The sequence below is a fragment of the Hylemonella sp. GW821-FHT12C09 genome, assembly GCF_058807395.1.
On the sequence record NZ_JBXAQQ010000005.1, the window covers coordinates 119,271 to 134,411 of the forward strand.

15 protein-coding genes are annotated in these 15,141 nt (G+C 66.0%); 7 read left to right on the forward strand and 8 right to left on the reverse strand.

What is annotated here, in order from left to right; all coding sequences use genetic code 11:
- The first annotated feature begins 73 nt into the window (after positions 1-73).
- Positions 74-940 carry a patatin-like phospholipase family protein gene (locus AC1RRP_RS10125; protein WP_493035740.1) on the forward strand — a complete coding sequence of 289 codons (867 nt, stop codon included), beginning with the start codon at positions 74-76 and terminating at the stop codon, positions 938-940.
- 197 nt (positions 941-1,137) lie between these two features.
- Here AC1RRP_RS10125 and AC1RRP_RS10130 read toward each other — a convergent pair whose 3' ends face one another.
- Positions 1,138-1,680, reverse strand: coding sequence for a phasin family protein (locus AC1RRP_RS10130; RefSeq protein WP_493036067.1), 543 nt, complete (start codon positions 1,678-1,680; stop codon positions 1,138-1,140).
- A 289-nt stretch (positions 1,681-1,969) separates the two neighbouring features.
- Here AC1RRP_RS10130 and AC1RRP_RS10135 point away from each other — a divergent pair, with 289 nt between their 5' ends.
- The 4 genes from AC1RRP_RS10135 to AC1RRP_RS10150 are packed head-to-tail and all read left to right on the forward strand — an operon-like array spanning position 1,970 to position 5,472.
- Positions 1,970-2,413: an acyl-CoA thioesterase gene (locus AC1RRP_RS10135; protein WP_493035742.1), complete on the forward strand. Its 444-nt coding sequence runs from the start codon at positions 1,970-1,972 to the stop codon at positions 2,411-2,413.
- Positions 2,414-2,417: 4 nt separating this feature from the next.
- On the forward strand, positions 2,418-3,104 hold the full coding sequence (locus tag AC1RRP_RS10140; protein ID WP_493035744.1) for a nitroreductase: 687 nt from the start codon (positions 2,418-2,420) through the stop codon (positions 3,102-3,104).
- 55 nt (positions 3,105-3,159) lie between these two features.
- Complete coding sequence (nhaD, locus tag AC1RRP_RS10145) at positions 3,160-4,446, forward strand: sodium:proton antiporter NhaD (protein ID WP_493035746.1); 1,287 nt, start codon at positions 3,160-3,162, stop codon at positions 4,444-4,446.
- A gap of 45 nt (positions 4,447-4,491) precedes the next feature.
- Entirely contained in the window at positions 4,492-5,472 is a 981-nt protein-coding gene (locus AC1RRP_RS10150; RefSeq protein WP_493035748.1) for a 2-hydroxyacid dehydrogenase, read from the forward strand.
- Position 5,473: 1 nt separating this feature from the next.
- Here AC1RRP_RS10150 and AC1RRP_RS10155 read toward each other — a convergent pair whose 3' ends face one another.
- From AC1RRP_RS10155 to AC1RRP_RS10165, 3 genes are read right to left on the reverse strand one after another with little or no spacing between them, the layout of a single operon-like run.
- The gene (locus tag AC1RRP_RS10155; protein WP_493035750.1) at positions 5,474-6,607 is read right to left on the reverse strand and encodes a YbdK family carboxylate-amine ligase; all 1,134 of its coding nucleotides are present in this window, start codon (positions 6,605-6,607) and stop codon (positions 5,474-5,476) included.
- On the reverse strand, positions 6,597-7,856 hold the full coding sequence (locus AC1RRP_RS10160; protein WP_493035752.1) for a cation:proton antiporter domain-containing protein: 1,260 nt from the start codon (positions 7,854-7,856) through the stop codon (positions 6,597-6,599). Before AC1RRP_RS10160 ends, AC1RRP_RS10155 begins: the two co-directional genes overlap by 11 nt.
- Positions 7,857-7,896: 40 nt before the next feature.
- Positions 7,897-8,415 (reverse strand): MarR family winged helix-turn-helix transcriptional regulator, encoded by a 519-nt coding sequence (locus AC1RRP_RS10165; protein ID WP_493035754.1) that lies wholly within the window; start codon positions 8,413-8,415, stop codon positions 7,897-7,899.
- A 106-nt stretch (positions 8,416-8,521) separates the two neighbouring features.
- Between AC1RRP_RS10165 and AC1RRP_RS10170 the strand changes: the two genes are divergently transcribed.
- Positions 8,522-9,844, forward strand: coding sequence for a DNA recombination protein RmuC (locus AC1RRP_RS10170; protein ID WP_493035756.1), 1,323 nt, complete (start codon positions 8,522-8,524; stop codon positions 9,842-9,844).
- On the forward strand, positions 9,841-11,055 hold the full coding sequence (locus AC1RRP_RS10175; RefSeq protein WP_493035758.1) for an MFS transporter: 1,215 nt from the start codon (positions 9,841-9,843) through the stop codon (positions 11,053-11,055). Before AC1RRP_RS10170 ends, AC1RRP_RS10175 begins: the two co-directional genes overlap by 4 nt.
- Positions 11,056-11,085: 30 nt before the next feature.
- Here AC1RRP_RS10175 and AC1RRP_RS10180 read toward each other — a convergent pair whose 3' ends face one another.
- The 4 genes from AC1RRP_RS10180 to efp form a co-directional block, all read right to left on the reverse strand.
- Positions 11,086-11,967, reverse strand: coding sequence for an LOG family protein (locus tag AC1RRP_RS10180; protein ID WP_493035760.1), 882 nt, complete (start codon positions 11,965-11,967; stop codon positions 11,086-11,088).
- A 7-nt stretch (positions 11,968-11,974) separates the two neighbouring features.
- The gene (locus AC1RRP_RS10185) at positions 11,975-12,850 is read right to left on the reverse strand and encodes a ribose-phosphate diphosphokinase (protein ID WP_493035762.1); all 876 of its coding nucleotides are present in this window, start codon (positions 12,848-12,850) and stop codon (positions 11,975-11,977) included.
- 2 nt (positions 12,851-12,852) lie between these two features.
- Positions 12,853-14,445, reverse strand: a complete 1,593-nt coding sequence (locus AC1RRP_RS10190; RefSeq protein ID WP_493035764.1) for a thymidine phosphorylase family protein — start codon at positions 14,443-14,445, stop codon at positions 12,853-12,855.
- A gap of 80 nt (positions 14,446-14,525) precedes the next feature.
- A complete protein-coding gene (efp, locus tag AC1RRP_RS10195; RefSeq protein ID WP_493035766.1) occupies positions 14,526-15,080 on the reverse strand; it encodes an elongation factor P in 555 nt (184 codons plus the stop codon).
- Positions 15,081-15,141: the final 61 nt, after the last annotated feature.

A 15,141-nucleotide genomic window follows, 5' to 3' on the forward strand; every position in this document is an offset into this window, starting at 1 on the left:
AATCATTCTCAATAAACATAGAAAAATCGTGGGATATCGGGGCTGGGGCCGGCTTCTGCCGGCACTGCTTGTCGTGCTTGCCGGGTGTGCCAGCCCAACGCCGACACCGGAGCCGCCCGCGCCGCTCGAGACCCAGCGTGCGCCACGCATCGGTCTGGCCCTGGGCGGCGGGGCAGCGCGAGGTTTTGCCCATATCGGGGTGATCCAGGTGCTGGAAGAGGCCGGCATCAAGCCGGATCTCGTCGCTGGCACCTCGGCCGGCAGTCTGGTCGCGGCGCTCCATGCCAGCGGGCGCAATGGCAGCCAGCTGCAGCGCATCGCTGAAACCATGGACGAGGCCACCTTCACCGACTGGACCTTGCCGCTGTTCAGCCGAGGCATGCTGCGTGGCGAAGCCCTGGCGCGGTATGTCCAGCAACAGGTGGGGGGCCGCCGCATCGAGGATCTTTCCATGCCGCTGGGTATCCTGGCCACCGATCTGCAAAGCGGCCACGGTGTGCTGTTCGAGCGCGGGGACGTTGCCACGGCCGTGCGGGCGTCGAGCGCCGTGCCGGCGCTGTTCCAGCCGGTACGGATCAGCGGGCGAGATTACGTGGACGGCGGCCTGGTGGCGCCAGTGCCCGTGCGTCAGGCACGCCAGATGGGGGCCGAACTGGTCATCGCCGTGGACATCTCGCAGCAGCCCGAGGCCAATGCGCCCGGTGATGTGTTCCAGATCCTGCTGCAGACTTTCAGCATCATGAGCAGGAGCATCAACACGCTGGAACTGCGTGGCGCTGATCTGGTGGTGGTGCGGCCAGCCCTCAATGGTGTTTCGGGGGCAGACTTTGCCGCCCGCCACCGTGCCATCCAGGCCGGGCGAGCGGCCATGCTGCAGGCCTTGCCGCAGCTGCGCCTGGCGATCGAGGCGGGGATGCGCCCGGGCAGTCCGTCGAAATGAGATAAAAAAAAGCCCCGTCAGAGACGGGGCTTTGAAGGGATCCCTGAACCTGATGGTTACGAAAGGACCCGAGGAGACAACCGGTGGAAAAACAAAAAGTTTTTGTTTTTCGATGAATCAATTATGTCAGGGTTTTCCCTTGTTGTAAAGGCTGGCCAAGATAGCTTTCGGAACCAAGGTCGGCCTTGCGTTGAAAATTAACGCTTCTTGGCCGTTGCCTTGCCAGCCTCTACAGTGGCCGTGGCAGCCTTGAAGTTCGACTCAGCCAGGGCAGCAGCCTGTTTGGCCGATTTCTGAGCCGTTTCCAGCACATTGTTAGCGGCAGCGACGGCGCTCTTCATCAGGGCCACGGCGGTTTCGGAGCCGGCCGGGGCGTTCTGCGACGTGCTGTCGACCACATCCAGGAATTTCTTCTGCGCCTCGGCGATCTGGGCTTCGAAGGTCTTGCCGAATTCGGCGCTGGTCACGGCAGCGATGTCATAGATCTCGCGGCTGTAGCTGGCGGCTTTTTCGCTCAGCGGCTGCAGCAGGCCGGATTGCAGGGCCAGCAGTTCTTGCGGGTCCTTGGCGTTCAGCACGGTCTGGGTCTGGCTGGCGGACTCGGCCAGCAGGGCGCGGGACGCGGCCAGATTCAGTTCAACCAGCTTTTCCACGCCTTCGAAGGCTTTGCCGGTCAGACCAAAGAGGGTTTCGACGTTGGCCTTGTTGGCGGCCAGAACTTGTTCGACGGTCAGCATAATGAACTCCTAGAAGGACGGGGTTGGAAACTTGTTTTGCTGCGTTGCAACATGAAACCAATTTTAGGACGCCCCGTTTCGAATGCAAGGGGTTTTTGCTGCTTTGCAGCAATTTAGGGGTGGCGCCCTAGAAAACCGGGGTTGGCGGCATGGGGGGGGCTACGGCGAGCCGATCGGGCAGAAGACCAGACCTTACAGGTGCCGTCTCTTCCCGATCGTGTCGCTTTCGCGTACGGGGGCGCTGCCTGGGGCTGCGACCCGCGCAAGTGGGCTGGCAGAATCGGGACTGCGCATGAATACCGAAACAAAAAAGCCGCTTCCGGAGACGCGTAGCGCCTACAAGGCCTTCCGGACCATCACCACACGCTGGATGGACAACGACGTCTACGGGCACGTCAACAATGTCGTCTACTACAGCTGGTTCGATACGGCCGTCAACGCCTGGCTGATCGAGCGCGGCGTGCTCGACATCCACGGTGGCGACACCATCGGCCTGGTGATCGAGACCCAGTGCAACTATTTCGCCTCGCTGTCCTTTCCGCAAACCATCGAGGCCGGCATCCGTGTCGCGCGACTGGGCCAGTCCAGCGTGCGCTATGAGGTGGGCCTGTATGCGCAGGGTGAAGAGCTGGCGGCGGCGCAGGGCCATTTCGTCCATGTCTATGTGGACCGGCAGACGCGTCGTCCCGTTGCCTTACCCGACCCCTTGCGGGCTGTTCTTGAGACCCTGACCTGAACCCATGACCGTTGATGAAGCCATCCAGACGCGCATGTCCGCGCGCGCCTTCACGCCGCAAGCTGTGGCGCCTGAAACCATCCAGGACATCCTGCAACTGGCCAGCCGTGCACCTTCCGGTACCAATACCCAGCCCTGGAAGGTCTACGTGCTGCGGGGTGCCAGCCGCGACAGCCTGGTGGAGAAGGTGTGTGCCGCGCACGACGCACTGCGTGCCGATCCCTCGCTGGCGGCCGAGTACCGCGAGGAATACGACTACTACCCGGAGAAATGGGTCAGCCCCTACATCGACCGCCGGCGCGAGAACGGCTGGGGCCTGTACGGTCTGCTGGGCATCACCAAGGGCGACAAGGACAGGATGCACGCCCAGCACCAGCGCAATTTCCGGTTCTTCGATGCGCCGGTGGGCCTGATGTTCACGCTGGACCGCGTCATGGGGCGGGGGTCCCTGGTGGATTACGGCATGTTCCTGGAAAACATCATGCTGCTTGCGCGCGCGCGCGGCCTGCACACCTGTCCGCAGGCCGCGTGGAACGGTTTTGCGAAGATCATCCTGCCGCACATCGGGGCAGGGCCCGACGAGATGCTGGTCTGCGGCATGGCGCTGGGGTATGCCGACGGCTCTGCTATCGTCAACGGTTTCCATACACCGCGTGAACCGGCCAGTTCGTTCACGCACTGGCTGGACTGAGTTTCCGGACGGACGGACTACCCCCAAACCTGATGCGAACAAGAGGAGACATCACATGCTGACCCTGCTGGTCATCGTTTTCGTGCTGGCCTATGCGGCCATTGCGCTGGAACACCCCCTGAAGATCAACAAGTCGGCCTCGGCCTTGCTGGGGGCCGGCTTGCTGTGGACGATCTATGCCCTGGCCGCCGGGGACGCCACCAAGGTCGGCGGAGAATTGAGTGAGTCGCTCATGGGCACCGCGCAGATCGTCTTTTTCCTGATGGGGGCCATGACGATTGTCGAAGTGGTTGACGCGCACAACGGCTTCGAGGTCATCACCCGGCGCATCAAGACCCAGAAGCTTTCCACCCTGATGTGGATGGTCGGGTTTGTCAGTTTCTTTCTCAGTGCCATCCTGGACAACCTGACCACCACCATCGTCATGGTCTCGCTGATGAAGAAACTGCTGGACCAGCGTGAGGACCGTCTGTTCTTTGCCGGCATCATCGTCATCGCGGCCAACGCGGGCGGGGCCTGGACGCCGATCGGCGACGTGACCACCACCATGCTGTGGATCGGCGGGCAGATCACGGCAGTGGAAATCATGAAGGGCTTGTTCATCCCCTCGCTGATCAATCTGCTGGTGCCGCTGGCCGTGACCAGCTTCATGCTGGGCTCACGTCCGGTGATTGCACCGAAACGCGCCGATGCGGCAGAGGGGCCCGAGACCACCGCCTTCGAGCGCAACCTGATGTTTTTCATGGGCCTGGGCATCCTGGTCGCGGTGCCGGTGTTCAAGACCGTGACGCACCTGCCACCCTTCATGGGCATCCTGTTCGGCCTGGGGATCCTTTGGCTGGTCGGCGACCTCGTGCACCGGAACAAGGAAGACGATCTGGCCAAGCAGCGCCTGACGCTGGCGCGTGCGCTGACCCGCATCGACATGAGCTCCATCGTCTTCTTCATCGGCATCCTGCTGGCGGTGGCGGTGCTGGAGCACACCCACGTCCTGTCGTCCATCGCCCAGTGGCTGGACCAGCGCGTGGGCCGCCAGGACATCATCGTCATGCTGATCGGCCTGGTCAGCGCCGTGGTGGACAACGTTCCGCTGGTCGCGGCCTCCATTGGCATGTACAGCCTGCAGCATTACCCGGTGGACAGTTTCCTCTGGGAGTTCCTGGCCTATTGCGCCGGCACCGGCGGCTCCATCCTGATCATCGGCTCGGCCGCCGGCGTGGCCGCCATGGGCCTGGAGAAGATCGACTTCTTCTGGTACGTGCGAAAAATCAGCGGCCTGGCCCTGATCGGCTACCTGGCCGGCGCCTTGTTCTACATCGCCGAATACCATCTGATGCACTGACATCGCCTTCCCCAACCACATCGCTCACTCCCCGAGACCTGCACCATGAAACCGAAGATCCTTGTCGCCCGTGCCGTTTTTCCCGAAACCATCGCCTATCTCTCGCAGCATTTCGACGTCGAAGCCAACCCCTCCGATGAGGCCTGGACCGGCGCGCAGCTGATCGAGCATTTGCGCGACAAGGATGGCGCCTTCACCACCGGCAGCGTGCGCATCGATGCCGAGGTGCTGGCGGCTTGTCCGAAGCTCAGGATCTGCGCCAACATGGCCGTGGGCTACAACAACTTCGATGTCGATGCCATGACCGCGCGCGGCGTGCTGGGCACCAACACCCCCGACGTGCTGACCGAGACCACGGCCGATTTCGGTTTTGCGTTGATGATGGCCACCGCCCGTCGCATCACCGAAAGCGAGATCTACCTGCGCGAAGGCAAATGGAACAAGTGGCGCTACGACATGTTCGCTGGCTCCGACATCCACGGTGCGACGCTGGGCATCCTCGGCATGGGGCGCATCGGCCAGGGCATTGCCAAACGCGGTGCGCTGGGCTTCGGCATGAACGTGATCTACCACAACCGTTCGCGCCTGGATGCGGCGACGGAGGCCGAGTGCAAGGCCCGTTACGTCAGCAAGGAAGAGCTGCTGAAGACCGCCGACCATCTGGTGCTGGTGCTGCCGTACTCGGCCGCCTCGCACCACGCCATCGGCGCGGCCGAGCTGGCGCAGATGAAACCCACGGCGACGCTGGTCAACATCGCGCGCGGCGGCATCGTTGACGACGCAGCGCTGGCGCAGGCGCTGCGTGACAAGCGCATCGCCGCGGCCGGCCTGGACGTGTTCGAGGGCGAGCCCAAGGTGCATCCGGACCTGCTGACCGTTCCCAATGTGGTGCTGACCCCGCACATTGCCAGTTCCAGCGTGCCCACGCGCAAGGCCATGGCCAAGCTGGCGGCCGACAACCTGATCGAGTTCTTCAGCAAGGGCAAGGGCCTGACGCCCCTCAACCCCCAGGTGCTCAAGGCCTGATTCAGGCCACGCGCGTGCCGGTCTTGCGGAACTGCAGGCCGGCCTGCCGCGTGACCTCGCCCAGCAGCTGTTCGTTGGCCTGCGCATCGCGCAGCCAGCGGGCATCGTTGAGTCCGCGCTCGGTGCTGTGGCGCAGCAGTTCGAGCGCAGCTCCCGAGCCCGGCGTGATGGCGTAGGGCTGCACCCGGTCCAGCGTGGCCAGGATGTGCTCCTTGAGCGGCAGGTGGGTCCCGCTGGCCGGGTCCACGTAGACCGCGTCCAGCCCGAAGCGGCAGGCCTGGAAGCGGTTGTAGGTGTAGACCAGGTAATCGTCTTCCACCGGCTCGAACGGCGCTTCCTTCAGGAACCAGGCGGCCAGGGCCTGCACGTAGCCGGCCAGCGCGGCGGCGCGCTCGATGGAGAGCGGTGTATCGAAGACGCGGATCTCGATGGTGCCGTACTCCGGCTTGGGGCGGATGTCCCAGTAGAAGTCCTTCATGCTGCGGACCACGCCGGTGCGCGTCATCTTGTCGAAGTAGGCGTTGAAGTCATCCCAGTTCAGCACGAAGGGCGCACGCCCCGACAGCGGGAAGGCGAACACCGAGTTCAGGCGGGCCGAATCAAAAGCCGTGTCGTGTCCCTGCACGTAGGGCGAGGAGGCCGACAGGGCAATGAAGTGCGGGATGTAACGCGACATGCGGTGCAGCATGCGCAGGGCGCTGTCGGCGTCCGGGCAGCCCACATGCACGTGCTGGCCGAAGATGGTGAACTGCTTGGACAGGTAACCGTAGAGCTCGGACAGCTGGCGGAAGCGCGGCTTGTCGTAGATGCGCCGCTCGTGCCACTGCTGGAAGGGGTGGGTGCCGCCGCCGACCACGGCGATGTTCAGCTTGTCGGCGCATTGCACCAGCGCGTCGCGGATCTGGCCCAGTTCCTCCTGCACGTGCGAGGGCGAGTGGCAGATGCCGGTGGAGATCTCGATCATGCTCGAGGTCATCTCCGGCACCACGCTGCCGGGTAGTTTGCGTTTGGCCATCAGGCGCAGCATGTCGTCGGCGTAGGGTGCGAGGTCGTAGTCGTGCGTGTTGACGAGCTGCAGTTCCAGCTCCACGCCCAGGGTCAGGGCCTCGGAATGGTTGAAGGCTTCAAGCGGCATCGTTGTTCTCTCCCTCGGGCTTGACGCGCCGGATGGCTGGCGGGCGTCCGGCTTCGCCGGCACGTTGCATGGCCAGCATGGCCATGAGTGCGCCCAGCACTTCCATGAACAGGATCAGCGGCATGGCGATGGCGGCCACCGGCTGCCCGATGGCGGGTGCAAATTCGGAAAACTGGGACACCAGCAGCAAGGCCACGGCCGACATGGGCCACAGGGCGCTGGCCGTCCACAAGGCCTGCCTCGGGCTGGCGCCGCTGCCGAAACCCGCCAGGGCGATGGCCGCCAGCTTGGCCAGGGCGCGCGCCAGCACCAGGGCGGCGATCAGGCTCCAGGCCTCCCAGTTCCAGGGCGCCTGGGCAGCGGCCATGGAGACCAGCACGAACATCAGGATGGTCAGGATGGCCGAAGCCGTGCCGAACTGGCGCGGCCAGGACCAGGGGCGCTGGTGCAGGGTCTTGAGCAGGACGCCGGCCAGCAGGGCGGCCAGCGGTGCGGAGCCGCCGAAGTGCGCGGCCAGGGCTGTGCCGGCGACGATCAGCGAGAGTTGCAGCACGGCGGTGTTCTCGCTGGTCGGACTCATGAGTTGCAGCGCCTTGCGCAGGGCGTAGGCCAGCAAGGCACCCACCAGCACCGAGGCTACGACCAGCAGGATCACCGGATAGATGGCATCGGCCAGGGTCGCTTCCGAACGGCCCAGCAGGCGCGCCATCACACCGCCCAGGGCCAGCACATAGAAGGTGTTGAGGGCGGCCAGGGTGATGACGCGGTCGGTGACAGGACCGCTGGCGCGCAAATCGCTGGCCACCCGCATCAGCACGGTCGGCGAGGTGGCGACCATCAGCAGTGCCAGCGGGACATGCAACGCTTCATCGACGCCAAAAAGCCCCAGCACCCACCAGGCCGCGAGGTAGGTGGCCAGGGCTTCGCCCAGGCTCTGGGCCAGCAGCATGGGGTTGTGGCGCAACCAGCGCAGCGACAGCCGCCCACCGGCCTCGAACAGCACGATGGACAGGCCGAGTTCCACCATGAACTGCGCAATGCCGTCCAGCGGCCAGCTGGCCGTGGTGTAGCCGGAGAAGCCGGCCAGGGCGCCCACGGCTGAATAGCCCAGCACCTTGGGCAGGCCCCGGTAACGCTGCAGCAGGTGTCCGGCCGCGGCGGCCAGGGCCAGCAGCAGCGCCCACTGCACGGTGGGCAGGCCGGCCGAAGGCTTGATCCACTCGGACCAGTTGAGCATCAGATCGATCATCGACTCTCCTTTTTTATGCGCCCGGCAGCAATGCCGGGCGTCAGAGCGAAGCCAACGGGGATTGGGCCGCAGTGTCATCGGCCTGCATGGCAGCCAGCAAGAGATCCAGGTCGTTGTTCAGGCGTCTGAGCACGGCCGGGGGCAGGGTCTGCAGGGCCTGCGGCAGCACGCCGATGTAATGCCCCTGCAGGCGGTGCAGTACTTTTTCGCCGGCGGGCAGCAGGCTGAGGTGCAGCACGCGGGCATCACTGCCACTGCGTGCGCCGACGACCAGCTTGCGTTCGACCAGGGTCTTGACGAGGTTGCTGGCGGTGGACTGGTGGACGTCCATGGCTTGCGCCAGCGCGCTGATGCGCAGGCCTGGCTGCTCGCGCAGCAGGCTCAGGGCACGCAGCTGTGCTGCACCGGTGCCGGTGATCTGTTCGACCTGGCGGAAATGCGTGCGTACCGCGGCGAAGATCTGGCGGAAGCGGCGCAGCGCCTGGACCGCCGGGTCGGTGTCCGCGCGGACCGCGGACGTGGCCAGCTGGGCCGGGCGCCCGGAGCGTGATGTCGTCATGCGGTTTATTATATTTGTACAAATGCATTGAGGGGTAGTCCCTTGCGCACGGCGGGTGATCCTGCGGTGCGTCATCAATCACAATAGGGGCTAGGAGGAAAACGGTTTGAACTCAGTCGTGTTCTGGGCCCTGCTGGTGCTGGGCGTCTTGAATCTGGTGCTGCTGCTGGCCCTCGTGCTGCGCCGCGAGGACGCAAAGTCGGCGCAGGCCGCCGAACAGCTGTCGCGCGCGCTGCGCCAGGAGATCAGCGAATCGGCGCGCGCCTCGCGCCAGGAGCTGACGCAGAACCTGGCGACCTTCCAGCAGACGCTGGTGCAGCAGGGCGCCGAGGCCACCCGCACGCAGAACACCCAGATCGACGCCTTCGGCCAGCAGCTGGCGCTGCTGCAGAAGACCTTGTCGGACACCTTGGCGCAACGCCTGGAAGCCCTCAGCGAATCCAACGCCCGGCGCATGTCCGAAGTGCGCGCCACGCTGGAAGCCCAGCTGGCCCAGCTGCAGCAGACCAATATCGCCAAGCTCGACGAGATGCGCGCCACGGTAGACGAGAAGCTGCAGACCACCTTGCACGCGCGCCTGGGCGAGAGCTTCAAGCAGGTGGCCGAGCGCCTGGAGCAGGTGCACAAGGGCCTGGGTGAGATGCAGACCCTGGCCGCCGGCGTCGGTGACCTCAAGCACCTGCTGACCAACGTCAAGACGCGCGGCATGTTCGGCGAGGCGCAGCTGGCCGGCCTGCTGGAGCAGGTCTTCGTGCCCGACCAGTACGCCGCGCAGATCGCCACGCGCCCGGGCAGCAAGAACGTGGTGGACTTCGCCATCAGGCTGCCGGGCAAGTCGGACGACGGCTCGCCGCTGTGGCTGCCCATCGATGCCAAGTTTCCGAACGAGGACTACGAGCGCCTGCTCGACGCGCAGCAGCGTGCCGATGCCTTGGCGGCCGAGGCCGCCGCCAAGGCCCTGGAGGCGCGCATCCGGCTCGAAGCCAGGTCGATTGCCGACAAGTACATCGAGCCGCCCTACACCACGGATTTCGCCATCCTCTTCCTGCCCACCGAAGGCCTGTACGCCGAGGTGCTGCGCCGGCCCGGCCTGATGGAGGCCTTGCAGCGCGAGCACCGCATCACGCTGGCCGGCCCCACCACACTGCTGGCCATGCTCAGCTCGCTGCAGATGGGCTTTCGCACGCTGGCGCTGGAGAAACGTTCCAGCGAGGTCTGGCAGGTGCTGGGCGCTGTCAAGACCGAGTTCGGCAAGTTCGGCGACGTGCTGGCCAAGGTCAAGTCGCAGACCGAGACCGTGCTCAATACGCTGCAGCAGGCCGAAACCCGCAGCAATGTCATGAAGCGTGCGCTGCGCCAGGTCGAGGCCTTGCCCGAGACCCAGGCGCAGGCCCTGCTGCCGGTGGACAAAGAGGCTGACGAGGGGTGAGCAGCACGACGACGACGCCCCGTTTCCCGCTGGCGCGCCTGATCGGCGGACACATCTGCCTGCACGCCTGCATGGCGGGCCTGCGCATGGCGGCACCGCTGCTGGCGCTCAAGCAGGGCTACAGCGCGATGGCGGTGGGCGTGCTGATGGCCCTGTTTGCGCTGACCCAGGTCTTTCTGGCCTTGCCGGCCGGTCGTTATGCCGACCGCCACGGCTTGCGCCGGCCCATCGCCTTCAGCGTGATCGCTGCGACGGCGGGCACGGCTCTCGCCGCCCTGTTCCCCGTGTTTCCCATGCTCTGCCTGGCCGCACTGCTCAGCGGTGGCGCCACAGGCGCCGCGTCGATTGCACTGCAGCGCCACGTGGGCCGTGCGGCGCGCGATGCCACCGAGCTCAAGCAGGTGTTCAGCTGGCTGTCCATCGGGCCGGCCACCTCCAATTTCCTGGGGCCGCTGGCCGCCGGCCTGCTGATCGACCATGCCGGCGTCTGGCTGGGCGGCGAGGCGGGTGACCTGAACGGCTACCGCATCGCCTTCCTGCTGATGGCGATGTTGCCCCTGCTGACCTGGTGGTGGGTGCGGCGTACGCCGGACTTGCCATCGGCGGCCAGCCCGGCCGAGCACGGCAAGCGCCGGGCCTGGGACCTGCTGCGCGATCCCATGATGCGTCGTCTGCTGCTGGTGAACTGGTTTCTCTCATCGTGCTGGGACGTGCACACCTTCGTGCTGCCGGTGCTGGGCCACGAGCGCGGCTACAGCGCCTCGACCATCGGCATGCTGCTGGGCTCGTTTGCACTCGCCGCCACCCTGGTGCGCCTGGCCATGCCCTGGCTGGCCGAGCATCTGCGTGAGTGGCTGGTGATCAGCGGCGCCATGCTGGCCACGGCCGTGCTGTTTAGCGTCTACCCGTTCATGCCCAGCGCGCTGGGCATGGGCGTGTGCTCGGTGCTGCTGGGCCTGGTGCTGGGGTCGGTGCAGCCCATGATCATGAGCACCCTGCACCAGATCACACCGGCCGACCGGCACGGCGAGGCGCTGGGCCTGCGCCTGATGTCGCTCAACGGCTCCAGCGTGGTCATGCCGCTGCTCTTCGGCAGCATCGGGGCCGTGGTCGGGGTATCGCTGGTGTTCTGGGTGGTGGGGGCCGTGGTGGGCCTGGGCAGCCACACGGCCTGGAAGCTGAGGGCGCCCTCGCAGCCGCACGCCATGTGAGCCTGGCCACCAGGCGTGGCCGGCGACGCCTCAGTTCTTCAGCTCATCTTCCAGCCGATAGAAGGACTGGATCGCCTCCCAGGCGGCTTCAGGGGTATCGACGAAGCTGAACAGCCTGGTGTCCGCGGGCGAGATCACGCCTTCCTCGATCAGCAGGTCGAAATTGATGAGCCGTTTCCAGAAGCTGCTGCCATGGAGTACCACGGGCACCGGCTCGGACTTGCCGGTCTGCACCAGCGTGAGGATTTCGAACAGCTCATCGAGCGTGCCGAAGCCGCCGGGGAAGGCCACCAGCGCCTTGGCGCGCATCATGAAGTGCATCTTGCGCAGCGCGAAGTAGTGGAACTTGAAGCACAGGCTGGGCGAGATGTAGGGGTTGCCCGACTGTTCGTGTGGCAGGGCGATGTTCAGGCCCACGTTGAGGGCGCCGGCTTCATGCGCGCCGCGGTTGGCCGCTTCCATGATGCCCGGGCCGCCGCCGGTGCAGATGTAGAGGCGATCGCTGTGCGACAGGTGCTTGCTGTGTTCCGCGACCAGGCGACCGAACTGGCGGGCCTGGTCGTAGCGCTGGGCGTTGCGCATGTCGCGTTCGGCGTCTTGCAGGGCCGTGGCGTCCCCGCTGGCGCGTGCCGCGTCCAGCCGGGCCTGCGCCGTCTCGGGCGAGGGAAACCGTGCGCTGCCGAAGACCACGATGGTGTTGGTCACGCCCTGTTCCTGCTGTTCCAGGTCGGGTTTGAGCATCTCCAGCTGGAAACGTATGCCGCGTGTTTCACGCCGCAGCAGGAATTCGGGGTCGGCAAAGGCCAGACGGTAGGCATCGGCCTGCAGGGGAATACCGGCGTCGGCGTGGGCCTTCAGGTCGGCCCAGGCATCGGCCAGGGTGCGGGTGCTGAGATCGTGCGGGGTCTTCATGGGCAACTCACTGGAGGGCGGCGGCGATGGCCGGGGCCATGCTCACCGTATTGCTGGGGTGGTCAATGCAGTCCGTGCTCCAGACCTGGCGGATGCCGGCGCTCCAGAGCAAGGCTCCGGCATCGCCGGCAAAAAGGGCATGCGTGACGGCCACGTCGACCGAGGCAGCACCGGCGGCCAGCAGGCCGCGTGCGGCCTGGGCCAGGGTATGGCCGCTGCTGGCAACGTCGTCGAGCAGCACGATGGCGCGGCCGCGCACGTCCAGCGCCGGCAGGGCGATTTCGACATGGCGGTCACCATGCCGCACCTTGCGGCAGACGGCGTTCTCGAAACCATGGCGTGCCGCGGCTTGCGCCACCCATTGGGCCGCTTCTTCGTCGGGGCCGATCAGCAGCGCGCCCGGGCGTTGCCGGGCGATCAGGTCGGCCAGCAGCGGGGCGCCGCTGAGCAACACGGTGCGCGGCACCGGCACGGCCTCCTCTAGCGTGGCCACGCGGTGCAGATGCGGGTCCACGGTGATGACCGCATCGAACAGGCCGGCCAGGAAGCGGCCCACGATGCGCTGGCTCACGGCCTCGCCGGGTGTGAAGGCGATGTCCTGCCGCATATAGGCCAGGTAGGGAGCGACCAGGGTCAGCTGCGTGGCGCCCAGCGTGCGGGCCGTCTGCGCGGCGAGCAGCAACTCGACCAGCTTTTCATTGGGCTGGGCCAGCGTGCGCAGGAGCACCACTTGTGCCGGCAGCGTGGCCGGCAGGCGCAGCTTCAATTCGCCATCGGGGAAGCGGTGGCGAGCAATGCTGGCGTGCGGGATGCCGGCCGCGGCGGCGATGCGCGCAGCGCTCTCGGTCTCGTCGTCGAAATGCAGCAGCAGGGCGGGACGCATGCTCAGAACTCCACGAACACGTGCGGCACGTCTTCGGGCCGGCCGATGTGGTAGCCGCTGGCGCGCGCGCAGGCCTGGCGCGCGAACTCCAGGTCGGCCGGGTAGCTGGCGTGCACGCGATAGAGCACGTCGCCATCCTGCACCTCATCGCCCAGTTTGCGCAGCAGGTCGACGCCGGCTTCCTTCACCTTCGGCGCGCCGGCAAAGCGTGCGATGCGGGCCAGCTGCAGGTTGTCGATGCCGCTGACCACGCCGGCGCCATGCGCCCGGATATCGAGGCTGAGCCGGCCCAGCTGCGGATGGTTGGGGTCGAAGTGGTGGCTGCCCTGGGCTTCGATGAGGTCGTTCATCTTCTTGAGTGCGCGGCCGGAGTCCAGGATGTCGCGCGCGATGGCAAAGCCGTCGCCGCCGCGCACATCGGGGTCGGCCTCCAGCATGCGCCCGGCCAGGCGCAGCGCCTTCTGGCGCAGGTCCATGGGAGCGCGCGGGTCGTTCTCCAGCACACGCATGACGTCGCGGGCCTCCAGCACCGGGCCGATGCCGTAGCCGACGGGCTGGCGCCCGTCGGTGATGACCACGTCGAGCGAGAGTTTCATGCGCCGCGCCACGTACTCGAAGAGGCGGCGCAGGCGCTGTGCCTCGGGCATGGAGCGCACCTTGGCCGTGGGGCCGATGGGGATGTCCAGCACCAGGTGGCTGGAGCCGGCGGCGATCTTCTTGGACAGGATGGAGGCCACCATCTGCCCCGGCGAATCGAGCGCCAGCGGCCGCTCGACCGAGATCAGCACGTCGTCGGCGGGCGAGAGGTTAGCCGTGCCGCCCCAGGCCAGGCAGCCGCGGTGTTCTCGCACGATCTGCTGCAATTGCTCGACCGGCAGTTCCACTTGCGCGAGCACCTCCATGGTGTCAGCGGTGCCCGCCGGCGAGGTGATGGCGCGCGAGGAGGTCTTGGGGCAGAGCATGCCGTGTGCGGCCACGATGGGCACCACCAGCATGGAGGTTCGGTTGCCGGGGATGCCGCCGATGCAATGCTTGTCCACGACCAGCGGCTCCTGCCAGTCGAGCCGGCGGCCGGCCTCGACCATGGCTTCGGTCAGGAACAGCACCTCTTCGCGGTCGAGCTCGTCGCGGTTGGCCGCCACCACGAAGGCCGTGAGTTCGATCTTGGAATAGTGGTGCTCGGTGATGTCGCGCACGATGGCACGGAAGTCGTCCTGTGTCAGGCGCTCGCCGGCCAGTTTGCGGTGCAGGGCGCCCATCGATTCGGGCGGTTCGGCCTGGGCGACGGTGACAGTGTGACCGTTTTCCACGGCGAGTTGTTCGAACGCAGCCTTGGACAGGCCGAGCTCGCCGCAAGACACGATGGAAGCGTCGTCGACCACGTTGAGCGTGGCCAGGATGCTGTGGCCGTTGGTGCGTACCTCGACCTTGGACAGGGCCTTGAAGCCCTCGGCCCGGTAGACCTCGCAGTCGCGGTGCATGTAGGCCACGTTCTCGTGGTAGGTATCGATCAGCACGCGGCGCAGGGCCAGGCGCGACGGCTCACCGCCGGTCCCCGGGCCGATGGCGCCGGTCGTGTTCTCAGCTTCGTTCATGCGGATAGCCTACACCGAATCCGGTGCTGGAAAAACAAAAGGCTCCCGAGGGAGCCTTGTGGGGGCAGAGTCCGGAAGGCTCAGACGCGCTTGCGGTATTCGCCGGTGCGGGTGTCGATCTCGACCTTGTCGCCCTGGCTCACGAACAGCGGCACCGGCACTTCGAAACCGGTGGCGATCTTGGCCGGCTTGAGCACCTTGCCCGAGGTGTCGCCCTTGACGGCGGGTTCGGTCCAGGTGATCTCGCGCACCACGCTGGTGGGCAGTTCGACCGAGATGGCCTTGCCGTCGTAGAACACCACTTCGACCGGCATGCCGTCTTCGAGGTAGTTCAGGGAGTCGCCCATGTTCTCGGCTTCGACTTCGTACTGGTTGTAGTCGGCGTCCATGCAGACATACATCGGGTCGGCGAAGTAGGAGTAGGTGCAGTCCTTCTTGTCCAGGATGACCTGGTCCATCTTGTCGTCGGCCTTGAACACGACTTCGGTACCGAAGTTGGCGATCAGGCTCTTGAGCTTCATGCGCACGGTGGCGGAGTTGCGGCCGCCGCGGCTGTATTCGGTCTTGAGCACGACCATCGGGTCCTTGCCGTGCATGATCACGTTGCCGGCGCGGATTTCCTGAGCGATTTTCATAAGTTTTCCAATGAGTTGGCCGCTCAATGCCCCGAGTAAACCGGTGTTCGTGCGGCAGGTA

Bases quoted from the DNA above. Each gene is read 5' to 3' on its own strand.
- AC1RRP_RS10165 (WP_493035754.1), bottom strand. From the start codon at position 8,415: ATGACGACATCACGCTCCGGGCGCCCGGCCCAGCTGGCCACGTCCGCG.
- AC1RRP_RS10190 (WP_493035764.1), bottom strand. From the start codon at position 14,445: ATGAACGAAGCTGAGAACACGACCGGCGCCATCGGCCCGGGGACCGGC.
- AC1RRP_RS10135 (WP_493035742.1), top strand. From the start codon at position 1,970: ATGAATACCGAAACAAAAAAGCCGCTTCCGGAGACGCGTAGCGCCTAC.
- AC1RRP_RS10185 (WP_493035762.1), bottom strand. From the start codon at position 12,850: ATGCGTCCCGCCCTGCTGCTGCATTTCGACGACGAGACCGAGAGCGCT.
- nhaD (WP_493035746.1), top strand. From the start codon at position 3,160: ATGCTGACCCTGCTGGTCATCGTTTTCGTGCTGGCCTATGCGGCCATT.
- efp (WP_493035766.1), bottom strand. From the start codon at position 15,080: ATGAAAATCGCTCAGGAAATCCGCGCCGGCAACGTGATCATGCACGGC.
- AC1RRP_RS10160 (WP_493035752.1), bottom strand. From the start codon at position 7,856: ATGATCGATCTGATGCTCAACTGGTCCGAGTGGATCAAGCCTTCGGCC.
- AC1RRP_RS10180 (WP_493035760.1), bottom strand. From the start codon at position 11,967: ATGAAGACCCCGCACGATCTCAGCACCCGCACCCTGGCCGATGCCTGG.
- AC1RRP_RS10155 (WP_493035750.1), bottom strand. From the start codon at position 6,607: ATGCCGCTTGAAGCCTTCAACCATTCCGAGGCCCTGACCCTGGGCGTG.
- AC1RRP_RS10140 (WP_493035744.1), top strand. From the start codon at position 2,418: ATGACCGTTGATGAAGCCATCCAGACGCGCATGTCCGCGCGCGCCTTC.
- AC1RRP_RS10150 (WP_493035748.1), top strand. From the start codon at position 4,492: ATGAAACCGAAGATCCTTGTCGCCCGTGCCGTTTTTCCCGAAACCATC.